The sequence below is a fragment of the Polaromonas sp. P1_F8 genome, from assembly GCF_056405635.1.
In genome coordinates this window covers 1-11029 of sequence record NZ_JBFUBS010000012.1, presented here as the reverse complement: position 1 = coordinate 11029, position 11029 = coordinate 1, and the positions used below count along the sequence as shown (strand labels likewise).

Here is an 11029-nt window from a genome sequence, read left to right as displayed (position 1 = left end):
CTTGTAAAGGATCAGGATTGCTCTAGAAAGCTATGCCTGTACTTTTCAAGGAAATATGCGCTTGGCAAGGAGCTGCCATAGAAACCTGGGACTTCGACCTGCGCCTTCCAGCTTTGAATCTCGGAAGCGCTGAGCAACGGTGGCGTGCTGCCCGTCGGATTCGTCAAGGCCAGTACTTCTTTGACGGTCTCAAGGATTTCATCCGAGCTGCTTTCGCTGACTTGCAATCCGGCATGTGCCAGTGTTTCGAATGTGGGAAACGTCCACCGCCATTTTTCTGATGTCACTTCGCGCTGGGTCAGCAGGCGGCCTTCACGCGTATGCACCGGCTTGAGTGCAAACCGGGTGTCTTTGGACCACAGCAAGCCGACCGAGCTGATGGCGTTGACCATAGCGGTCGGGATGCCAAAGCTCGAGGCGACATAGGCAAATCCGGAAGTGGTCCCGATGAACATCCTGGCGTGCCGCACCAGATGGATATCCATTTCGGGGCTTTGGCCTGGGTCGCGTGCGTAGTCGATCACGCGTTCCATTTTTGGCAGGGGAGCCACCTTCGGGCTGCCCATGCGCAAGACCCAGCCGCCCTGGCTGGTGATGTAGCGGATTGCTGATTCGTAATTGTCGAAGGACGTATTCCGGATGGACTCTCCTGCCCCCTGGGTGTCTCCTCGGGTGGCTGCATCGCGCATGTGCAGGCAAACGAACCAGTCGGTGGGTCCCAATCCCCATTGACGCTTTAGTGCATGAAATTTTTCTTCGAGCCCAGGGTTGCTCAATGCGCGCCGGTCATAGATGTCACGCAGAGGAAAGCCTCTGTCCTGCGCATCCCAGGTTTCCACGGCAAGCCCACCTGCGTCGTTCCAGTACATGGCTCGCCCATCATCGAACTCGAAAATTTGGTGGGAAACACTCAGGAATGGCGTGAGGCTGGCCAGCTCACGCCAGACATTCGAATCCACGTTATCGCCAAGGATGACTGTGGGGCAGATTTCTGAAAAGAGGTCAAGAAATGGGCGGTTGGCGATTCTGTCCTTGTAGGCAAGCAATAAGGGCTTGCCTTTCCACCAGTTCATCTCKCGCATCATGAGGTGCACGTTCAGGTGGCCGTTGTGGCCTATGAGTGCACTCCAGTCAGGGGAAAGAAGTTTGATCTCAGAAAAATCTTCAATTCCCGCCTTGGCGAGCTCCTTGGCGAGGCCGGGAGACGGCTTCGGCAGTGCCGGCCTTAGCCGTGCCTTCGGCAAAACCTTCCCAATTCTGGCCGCGGGCATCGCGCTCAGCGAGGATTTCCTCTGTGCCACTTAACTCCAATACACGGGCCAGGGATCGCACCAGATCCTTGTCGTGGAAAAAGTAGGCCACATACTGATTGATGTTGTCTGCCCTCTTAATCTCTTGTTGTTCGATTCGCCCCTTGTAAGAGCGTTCCTCGTAATCGGAATAAATGCGGTGCTCAAGCATGACGAGCAGGAGGCGTGTGAATTGGCGGTCCACAGGCCCGTCGGACCACTTGAATTTGTGCAGACGAGCAACCGCTTCCATGGAGTAGCCCGACGCTACGCGGTCAAAATAGGCTCCAACGCGATCTGTGAAAAATGGCCTGGAATCAAGCCAATTTATTCTCTCGAAATGCCGTAGAACATCCGCCGGCTGTTCCGACACCAAAAGGAAGTAGGCAACCTCATTGAAGTGATTGGCAAAGAAACGATGGCGAAGCCACTTGTCAAGATTGTCATGAAGGCGCCCACCCAGGAAAAATTTGACATGTTTGTCGGCAAGGCGAGCATCAGATGTCTTTCTGACAAGAATTGCGAAAAATAAAATATAGCGCAGCGGCAAAAAAGCACAGAAGATAACGGTAGCTCTAAAGAGCACTTCAATTGCCATACGTACCGCGAAGGAAATGGGGCCATTCCTTCTAGATGCAAAGAGCGCGGGCAATCCTGTTTTCAAACGTTACTCCCTGATGGTTTCGATAGCCCGACTCGACAATTTTGAGTTAACGGTGGTGATCTGCGAACCTCAATAGGTAGACTTTAAATCGCGTCACGAGCCCACTTTATTTGTTCCCGATTGCAGGCAACTCCAGCTCTGCCAGCCTAAGGCTCTCCAAATTACCAATGTCACGGTGGTAAACCGCGTTGTGATAAGTCCAGGTTCTGCCTATGTACTTCGGAAGAATCTCTGTGCTCATGTCGATGAATGCCAGGTCTTTTGCCGCCATGTCATTCACCACCTCTCGCTCCAGAATATAGACCGCAGCGTTTGCACGGTTGCCTGGCGGATTGGCCACCTTCTCATGAAACCCGACGACTATGCCGTCTTTCTCTTCCACAATGCCGCAAGTCTGGGGTGCATCGGTGTCAAAAGTCATCATGGTGATGGGGCAAGTTGCAGGGCGATTCTGATGCGCCGCAATGAATGCCGGCACGTCGAACAATGTGAGGTTGTCTGCGTGCGCGACCAGCGTAGGGCCATCATCCATCCATGCGCGGTTTTGCCACAGTGTTCCGGCGGTGCCGAGCAAAGTGGGCTCATAGACCAGGTCGATTTTGTCTTTCCATGGCGACTGGGCAACGTGTTCGACGACCCGCTCTGACAGGTAATGCGTATTGACCAGCACGCGTTCGATATCGCCGTTTTCGAAGAGCCTGTCGAGCCAGATGGCCAGGAGGGGTTTGCCCAAAATGGGCACAAGACACTTTGGAATCGTGTTGGTCAGTGGCCGCAGCCTGGTGCCAAAGCCCGCCGATAGCAGTACGGCCTTCACGCCTCAAGCTCCTCGATGATTTCAGTTGCCGACAGCGGGCGATTGCCTACGCGCCCGACCTGGCAAGCTGCCGCTATCGAGCCGAGAAACGCCGCCTGCCAGATGTTGGCCCCCGCGACCAGGGCCATGGCCGTGCAGGTGAGCATCGAGTCTCCTGCACCAGCAACGTCTTTGGGGCTCTGATTCATGGCCGGCAGGGCGTCGGTAATGATCTTGTGGCTGGGCGCCTTGGGGCTATGTACAAAAGCGCCTTCAGAACCGAGCGTGATGAATGAATACTGGCAGCGAGCTTTTTGCGCGAGCTTTTCGGCCAGGACGACCAGGCCTGACGTGGAGTCACCCAATGCAAGCCGGACTTCGTGCTCGGTGGGGGTGACCAGCGTCATGCCCTTGAACCGCGTGATGTCTCCCACTTGCGACGATGACTGGCTGTCTGCAAACATGGGCACCTTGTGCTGGTTGCACAGCTCTGCAATCTGGTCGACCAGCGATTGCGGCAGGCAGCCATAGTTGAAGTCAGAAAAAATGACCAGACTGGTGTTTTTGATAATGCCCCGGATCTTGTCGAGCATCCCGGCGCCGATTTCGTCCGAAATCTCATGCTGCTTCAATTCGCTGACCCGCAATAGCGTCTTGCCCTTGGCGCGGTAGCGCTGCTTGAGGGTTGTCGGCCGGCTGTGGTCTGTCATCAGTTCGGCCGTGACGCCGTAATGCTTGAGGCGATCTTTTGCAAATTCCGCGGAGTCGTCACTGCCGCAGACCGTGATGTATCGAACATTGGCGCCCAAGCCTTTGGCGTGCGCTGCAACAATGCCTGCACCGCCTATGAACTTGTCACGGCTGATGGGGGTGACCACAATGGTAGGGTCTTCTTGCGACATGCCCAGTGGGTCGCAATTGATGTATTCATCAACGATCAGGTCACCGATCACCACCACATTGAGTTTGTTGAATGCGCGGACGGTATCGCTCAGTCGGGCGGAATCTATTTCATGCCGCCTGAGGTAATCACGCGGCTTCAGAATCGATTTGAAGGCAAGCTCGTTGCCTTCGCGACGCAGCAGGTCAATGGATGAAAAGCGCATTTCGCCCGACGAGAAAATCAGCTCACCACCGTACTGGTCGAGAATGGCCTTTTCAGGGTTGTCGGCGCCCTTGTGCTCCTGGCCCTTGACGACGAATGCAGGCTTGACCTTCTCGATAAATGCCTCGGGTGTCTCATTGAGCACGAAGGCATGTTTGACCACAGAGATGGACTGCAGGCTTTGCAGCCTTATATCTGCGGGGATGACCACGCTGCTCTCGGCATCAGACCGGATGCCGACGATCAAAACGTCGCCGCAATCGGCCGCAAAATTCAGCAACCGAAGGTGGCCAGGGTGAAGGATGTTGAAATCTCCCCAGACGAAGACCAGCGACTTGCCTTCGGTTTTAAGCGCTTCAAAGGTTTTGTAGTTCATTGTTTTCAACCATATTTGAGGGTGTACTTTGTGACTTCAGTGCGGCCGCAATAGCTCAGGGTGCTTGTCCAGATAGCGCTTGCTTGGCGTGGCGCTTCCCCATAGCCATGGGGGTACGCCCAGATCATGCATGGGGTTTTCGGCCGGGTCCGGTGTCATGGCTTGGGCCTGGACACGGGCCAGCATTTCTTCCGTCGCAATCAGAATATCTTCTGATGTATTTGCACGCGGATAGATGCCTTCAGCTGCCATGCTGCGTGCGTTGAACATGCTGGCACGGACCAGCGGTGCGAAGGTCTCGCGGTAGTTCATGAACCTCCGGTTTTGTATGGACCAGAACGGCTTGAGCACAAACATGACGCGCTTGTTCCACGACTGCGCGTAGTTGGAGACACAGTTGACCAACAGGGTTGGCGTGTGAAAAGAAACGACAGCGTTTGTCGGGCCAGACGTGGTGCCCAGAAAAAAACGGCATTGCGACCAAATGAATACGTCGAATTTCTGGCTTCTTTGGCTACTGTGCGCAACATCAACAACCTGGGGCATGGCTTTAAGTTTTGGCATGGACGGGTCACCCATCCTCAAAACCCACCCACCATGCTTGACGATGGCGTCTATGGCGGGCAGGTAGCTGCTTAGGGGGGCATTCCGGTGCTTCTGGATAAAACCCAACCCCTCGCCATAGAACCCGCTGGATCTGGCATGCAGCACCACAAACCACGCGTCAGACGGCACGCCCATGGCAGCAAGTTTGGCTCGCCCATAGTGCATGATTTCGTCAGACGCCGATATGAGCGGGCCCAGCTGCCGCTTGTCCCATTCAACAAAGGCCTGCGCTGCCACATCGGACCAGTCAACCACCTTGCCGTCATCCTGCACATAGCAATTGAACTGCTCGCCACATGCGCGCTGGTAGGGAAAGAGCTTCGCAACCAGGGCTTCGTCGCGGATGATCAGAAAATGCTTCGTCCAGCAGTCCAGGAAGGCCTGGTTGACAACCTTGTCGTCCGGGGCCAGTAGCACCCAGTTGACATCGGGACGCATGCCCAACCTGGACATTTTGATCAGTGCGTCCAGCATTCCCAGATGACCGATCTGTGTGACCCATTCATAGGGCGCGATGCGTATGGGTTTGCTGGCCTGGTAGCCCTCACAGGCTGCAATTGATGACACCAGCGCGTCGGGCAAGGGGTAACGCTCGTAGAGTTTTTCCTGGAGCTTCATTGCTGCGCCAAACATCTCCAGGCCTTTGACAACATCGCCAATGTTGACGAGCAGTTGGCCCAACAAATGGTAGGCGTCATACAGATGAATTTCCGGGTCGCCAGCGAGGTCCAAGGGCTCTGGTTTCCAGGTCAGCCTGTCGTACTTGGCCGCCATGTTCTGATGCGCCATGGCGCAAGCTGGGTGAAGCTGGATTGCCTCGATGATTCTTTGGCCGGCGATTTCAGCTTCATTGGTCATCAGGTGGGCCAAGGCCAGTTGGTATCGGGTGTCACCGTTCGCTACCAGATCATTTGCAAACTTCAGGAGAGTCAAACGGTTGTGTGTGGCTTCCCTTGTATTGGCGATGAATTCGACGCGGGACAAATTGAGCGCAATTGCGTTAACAAAGGGGGCACCCATTTGGGCCGCCTGCTTAAAGCAGACAATTGCTGCGGCAATGTCACCATCAACGTGAAATCGTTTCACCCCCAAGATCAACAATCTGAATCGTTTCCAGGGGGTGAGCAAGACTGCGGTGGTTGATAGGGCCAGGCTGTAGAGACGCGCCAACATCCGCGCCTTGACAGTCACTACTGGAAGCTCATGCCGGTAGTATTTAAGTATTTGCGGTACCAGATTGCTGACAAGATCACGAAACCATGTGGACTTTAATACCGCATAGGAGATGTTCCGTTTAGTCATTCCTTGCTATCCATTCGCTGATCTGCTGATCCAGTCGAGCTTGGTAAGTGGCAATACCGTCGCCGCCCTCTTTGGGCGCAAAAGCCGCGTACTCTGTTCCGTTGGCTACAAAGGGGCCGTTGGTGACTTCATGGAATGTGATCCGGTCTGAGCGGACGACGATGGTGTGGAATAACTCGGCTTCCAGTCGGTAGTAAAAGGCATGCTCCCGGGCAAACCGGATGACTTTACGAATATCGCCGTTGTCTTCAAAGACAACGATGTCAGCGGCACCGTCAATCAGATGAAAAGACTCGCACTTGTTCTTGTGGCGGTGTGGTGCAATGTACGAGCCTTCACGGATGACAATGATCATCTCCTGAATGGCGGCCGAACTGTCTTTGTGCGCGCATATTCTTGCCCGCTTCTTGGGGCTGGTGTCTGCCAGGCGGTTCACCGCATTCAGCGCCGCCTGTTCCAGACCTATGATTTCATCGGTGCATACCAGCACCTCGGCAGACTTTTCAAATAGGCCATTCGTACTCATGTGGATCCCCTGCTTGTTTTAAAAATAGGCCGAATTTCTCCGCCGTGCTCGAAATAGTCAGGTATGGCTCGTCTGACGCTGGCTTCACTGGCCGGATTCAAGCTCGACAAGCATAGCGTGACACCAGAGGCGGCCAAGTCAGATGACGGCTTGACCTGCAGTTGGGTACCCGCAAGGTACATGCCGCCCTTGACCGGATTGTCGTCGGCGACAAATTCGATCAAATCGCCCAGACCGTAAAAGTTGATGTACTTGACCGCGTGGTGGCCTGCGCCAAAAACAGCGATTTTTCCGCCGCCCTGTTGGACGGCCAGCAAGTCCTGCCGCAGTGCGACCCTGGCAGCGATGAAGCTGCTGTTGAAGTCTTCCAGCTCCTGGGCCGGATTGACAGAATCTATCGGCTTGACCGGCGCCGAAACCGCGGCAGGCTGTGGCGGCTGGCCCACCTGCAGGATGGCGACCATGGCGTCTTCGTAAGCATAGGGGTAGCTGTTCAAACTCACGACGCTGCAACCTGCGAGCGATGCCAGTTTGAACAGGGTGCCTGAGGTGAAGTAGGTGAAATGGTCTTCCCAGACGAGGGCGTGATTTTCAAACGCGATCATTTTGGTGACGTCTGGCACTTCGACCAGGATGTAGCCACCGGGTTTGACGGCACGTTTCAGGGCGTGCAAAAAAGCCAGGGCGGATTCAGCGTGCTCCAGAATGAATCTGGCGCAAACCAGATCCACCAGGCCATGCTGCTGAACCCATTGGCCTATGTGGGCGGGGTCTGAGAAAAAACCTTGCAGCGTTTCCAGGCCGGGCTCCGCGGCCCCGGCTGGCGGTTTTGGATGTTCAAGGCGTAGCGCCGCAGGGCATCCCTGAGCCTGGAGCAAGTCCAGAAGATCCAGATCGATGTACGACAACCCGGCGAGTCTGCCGTGCGGGTTGACCACGCCGAGCGACCTGAGGGTTTCGACCACGTCTGGCAAATGCGCGCTGGGCTCGCGAAAGCGCAGCGCCGGCGCCTTGCCCTGCAACACGGAGACCGGAAACCGGTCGACCAGCTGGATGGCAAGGCACTGCTTGCAATAGCCCAGGCTCATCGCGTGGCGTGCCGCTGGCGCCTGGGCATCAGGCACTGCAGCAAACCGGGTAGAGAGCGGCTGGAGGCCGAAACTCAGGCTTCGTTCAAGGTCCGCATGGCCGCAGACGGTGCAATGAATGGAGGCCATCGAAGTATTGCAACGCTGGTTCCGTCAGGCGTTCAGGAAATGGTCCAGATTGCTCGCATCGACCGTCATGGGCACAGGCAGCGGAATCACAAACGTACCGCCGGCTTCGACATAGTTGCGATTGCGCTTGATGATGGGCTTTGCATAGACCCAAGCCAGGATGACGATGGCCTTTGGCTTTCGCGACAGGATTTCTTCAGAAGGCGAAACCTCGATATGCGCGCCCGGGCTGAAGGTGCCGTACTTGATGGCGTTATCGTCATAAATGCGGTCCAGGACGCCTTCGAGCTCATAGTTGTATAGCAGGGTGGTGGTGGTCGTCGATGCGCCGTAACCCGCAACCTTGCTCATGTCGGCAGACAACTTGCGAATGAGCGCCAGCGTGCTGTTTTTACAATCGACGATTTTTTGCGCGTAGCGGTGATATGTTTCGATCTGGTCGTAGTGCTGTGCAATTTCGTCGGCCATCAGCTTGTCGAGAGCCGCTGTGCGCGGGCGTTTGCCCGTGCTCTTGGGTTGTGCAAAAGCGCGAATCGAACCGCCCTTGGTCGGGACGCGTTCGACGTCGAACAGACTCAGGTCGAGGGAGTTGAAGAATTTTTCGAGCGGGTTGAGCGTGTGATACGAAACGTGCTCGTGGTAGATGGTGTCGAAGACCATGTTTTCGACCATGTCGGGCAGGTACGACACCTCGAAAACGAAGACACCGTCGTCGCTCAGCACATTGCGGATGCCCTTGGTGATGTCCCGCAGGTTGTCTGCATGGGCATAGACGTTATTGGCGCACACAAGGCCAGCCTGGCCTTTATCAGCCTTGATTTTTTGCGACAGGTCGAAAGTGAAGAAGTCGCCAATCGTGGGCACGCCGCGTTTGTTGGCATGGCCGGCAACGGCGGAAGATGCATCGATACCCTGCACCGTATGACCCAGTGCCTGAAACTCGCCGAGCAATGATCCGTCGTTGCTGCCGATTTCCATAACAAAGACGGGCTTGTCGATGCCGAGCTTCGACACGACATGCGCCGCGTATTTTTTAAAGTGCTCGACCAGGCCGAGAGAATGCGAGGTCTGGTAGGTGTAGTTACCGAAGAGAATCTTCGGGTCGACGACGTCGAGGTTCTGAAGATGCGCGCACGTCTCGCAGATGTAGACGTCGAGCGGGAAGAGCTCCTGCTCCGAATTCTTGTCTTTGACGAAAGCGTCGCCGATCGGCGAAGGTTTCATGGGGATCGCCAGTTTGAGCGCAGTCGAATCGCAAAGCCGGCAGTTTGTTCTGCGGTGATAGTTAGCCATTTTATGTATCCCTTAAACGTTAATCTTACGCAATCTCTTCCGGCCAGACGGTGGACACACCACCGTCGACATAAATAATCTGTCCATTCACAAAAGACGCCTGCTCGCTTCCCAGGAATCTGAGCACATTGGCGCATTCATCGGCCAGGGGCATTCTTCCCAGCGGGACCAATTTACGGTATTTGGCGAGTGTTTTTTCATCACCCAGGTACACGTGCTTGGATTCGTCTTTCAGGTAGGTGAGGGGCGAAATGGCGTTGGACCGTATGCCCCTGGTTCCCAGCGTGACGGCATAGTATCTGATAAGCGCATTCAAACCCGCCTTCACCACGTGGTACGACGAGGGCTGTGACGAACCGACATAGTCGGCATACACCGAACTGACCGTCACGATGGCTTTGTCGCCGGTTTCCGCAAATTGCGGAACGAATGCCTCGACCAGTATTTCGGTTGCAGACACTGCCACAAACAACTCGTTGGCCAGGTTTCTTTCAGCGCCGCGGTAGCGTTGGCAAAAAACCAGATAAGACGGGCGGCCGGTTTGGCGAACGATGTCGTTAACCAATGCGCCGGCGCTTTCCGCCGTGATGGTGGAAAGGTCTGCACTGTAATGCTTGAAGCCCTTTTTCTCGTCCACAAAGAGGGGCTTGTTTCTTGAAACAATGGCGACCTGGAATCCATCGTCCCGATAACGGTTGGCAATGACCTTGCCAAGGCCGGAACTACCGCCTATGACTACGACGCTCTTTGGGTTTGACGGCATATTCAACTTTCAATAATTAATAACAGGCGCAGCATGTCAATGCCTGACCAGGCTTTCGACCACAGGTGCCAGCGCCCGGTCGACAACAAAGGCTGCTCCTGCCGCAGTGAGGTGACCGTAGTCCCACACGACGAGGTCTGTCTGGAGGTCTGGGCCTACTCGCGTAAGGCATCCGTTGCTATCACAAAGTATTTTGACCAATGAGGCGTAGGTGAAACCGGTAGGCAGCTGAATCTTCTGCAGGGTTTTATCCATTTCCAGCGACAGGGGATCGAGCTCAAGGGTCGTTCTTTCGGGGACTTCAAATCCCTTCGAAATAAATCTGCGGATCAATACATTGGGAAGGTCGGCTTTCCAGGTCGGCACCTGCCCAACGATGATGACTTTTTTGGCCTGCAGGCTGGCGATATACCTGAACTTGTCTGCCAGGTATTCTGAATATGAAGGCCAGTTGCCCTGATTTTTGAAGAAGACCGGCTCTGAAGCATGCAGCCAATGAGAGTCAATCAGCAGCACATCGGGCTTCACGGCAGGAACAGCTTCGAACGATTTCTTGCTGTAAGTCTGGCAGTCGGGGTCGGAGGCGTCATCACTGAACAAGGAGCAGGAGCCGGAACTCACCTGATAAAAGGTGTATCCCTTTTTGGCGGCCCATGGGCGTAGCCCCAGCGAAAGCGAGGCCGAGTGCGAATCACCGATAAGCATCAGCACAGGTGCGCTGGTTTGAGGCGTCTGCGCCGTAGGGAGGCAACCGTGACTGACAAAGAAATTGAAGTCTTTGCCAGGGGGTAGCTGAAAGCATTTACCGCCACTTACCGCTGTGTCGGTCAATGCCTGTCGTTTGGCGGCGTCCAGTTTTTCGATTTCTTTGGCGCTGGTTTCACGGGTTTGCAAGTACCGAAGTGTCGGGAAGCCGTTGGCCTTGTAATTTGCAAACGAAAAACCTGCGATGGCGAGCATGAGCAGAAGCAGGCCGAGTGTTTTGCGGCGGGCGTGGGCGCCAAAGCGCAAGGGCGTTTCGATAAAGCGATAGGTCAGCCAGGACAGCACAACCGCTGCCAGCAGCCCGCCAGTACGTACGGCCACGGAAGG

At 55.3% G+C, this 11029-nt stretch carries 10 protein-coding genes; all 10 read right to left on the bottom strand.

The window, feature by feature from the left end:
• Positions 1-11: 11 nt before the first annotated feature.
• Complete coding sequence (locus tag AC1D1J_RS22515; protein WP_477695921.1) at positions 12-1073, bottom strand: TIGR04372 family glycosyltransferase; 1062 nt, start codon at positions 1071-1073, stop codon at positions 12-14.
• Between the two features lie 91 nt (positions 1074-1164).
• A complete protein-coding gene (locus AC1D1J_RS22510; protein ID WP_477695920.1) occupies positions 1165-1953 on the bottom strand; it encodes a hypothetical protein in 789 nt (262 codons plus the stop codon).
• A 106-nt stretch (positions 1954-2059) separates the two neighbouring features.
• On the bottom strand, positions 2060-2770 hold the full coding sequence (locus tag AC1D1J_RS22505) for a nucleotidyltransferase family protein (protein WP_477695919.1): 711 nt from the start codon (positions 2768-2770) through the stop codon (positions 2060-2062).
• Positions 2767-4230 carry a PfkB family carbohydrate kinase gene (locus tag AC1D1J_RS22500; protein WP_477695918.1) on the bottom strand — a complete coding sequence of 488 codons (1464 nt, stop codon included), beginning with the start codon at positions 4228-4230 and terminating at the stop codon, positions 2767-2769. The genes AC1D1J_RS22505 and AC1D1J_RS22500 overlap by 4 nt, the downstream gene beginning before the upstream one ends.
• A gap of 36 nt (positions 4231-4266) precedes the next feature.
• A complete protein-coding gene (locus AC1D1J_RS22495; protein WP_477695917.1) occupies positions 4267-6138 on the bottom strand; it encodes a TIGR04372 family glycosyltransferase in 1872 nt (623 codons plus the stop codon).
• Positions 6131-6664, bottom strand: a complete 534-nt coding sequence (locus tag AC1D1J_RS22490) for a WbuC family cupin fold metalloprotein (protein WP_477695916.1) — start codon at positions 6662-6664, stop codon at positions 6131-6133. Before AC1D1J_RS22490 ends, AC1D1J_RS22495 begins: the two co-directional genes overlap by 8 nt.
• Positions 6661-7881 (bottom strand): methyltransferase domain-containing protein, encoded by a 1221-nt coding sequence (locus tag AC1D1J_RS22485; RefSeq protein WP_477695915.1) that lies wholly within the window; start codon positions 7879-7881, stop codon positions 6661-6663. Before AC1D1J_RS22485 ends, AC1D1J_RS22490 begins: the two co-directional genes overlap by 4 nt.
• A 24-nt stretch (positions 7882-7905) precedes the next feature.
• Positions 7906-9174, bottom strand: a complete 1269-nt coding sequence (locus tag AC1D1J_RS22480) for a methyltransferase domain-containing protein (protein WP_477695914.1) — start codon at positions 9172-9174, stop codon at positions 7906-7908.
• Positions 9175-9199: 25 nt separating this feature from the next.
• The gene (locus AC1D1J_RS22475; protein WP_477688702.1) at positions 9200-9937 is read right to left on the bottom strand and encodes an SDR family NAD(P)-dependent oxidoreductase; all 738 of its coding nucleotides are present in this window, start codon (positions 9935-9937) and stop codon (positions 9200-9202) included.
• A 36-nt stretch (positions 9938-9973) separates the two neighbouring features.
• The coding region (locus AC1D1J_RS22470; RefSeq protein ID WP_477695913.1) for an SGNH hydrolase domain-containing protein at positions 9974-11029 on the bottom strand (1056 nt) is incomplete at its 5' end.

What these genes read in the sequence shown, in the direction of transcription:
- AC1D1J_RS22515 (WP_477695921.1), bottom strand. Translation starts at nt 1,073, where the DNA reads ATGAACTGGTGGAAAGGCAAGCCCTTATTGCTTGCCTACAAGGACAGA.
- AC1D1J_RS22500 (WP_477695918.1), bottom strand. Translation starts at nt 4,230, where the DNA reads ATGAACTACAAAACCTTTGAAGCGCTTAAAACCGAAGGCAAGTCGCTG.
- AC1D1J_RS22495 (WP_477695917.1), bottom strand. Translation starts at nt 6,138, where the DNA reads ATGACTAAACGGAACATCTCCTATGCGGTATTAAAGTCCACATGGTTT.
- AC1D1J_RS22490 (WP_477695916.1), bottom strand. Translation starts at nt 6,664, where the DNA reads ATGAGTACGAATGGCCTATTTGAAAAGTCTGCCGAGGTGCTGGTATGC.
- AC1D1J_RS22485 (WP_477695915.1), bottom strand. Translation starts at nt 7,881, where the DNA reads ATGGCCTCCATTCATTGCACCGTCTGCGGCCATGCGGACCTTGAACGA.
- AC1D1J_RS22480 (WP_477695914.1), bottom strand. Translation starts at nt 9,174, where the DNA reads ATGGCTAACTATCACCGCAGAACAAACTGCCGGCTTTGCGATTCGACT.
- AC1D1J_RS22475 (WP_477688702.1), bottom strand. Translation starts at nt 9,937, where the DNA reads ATGCCGTCAAACCCAAAGAGCGTCGTAGTCATAGGCGGTAGTTCCGGC.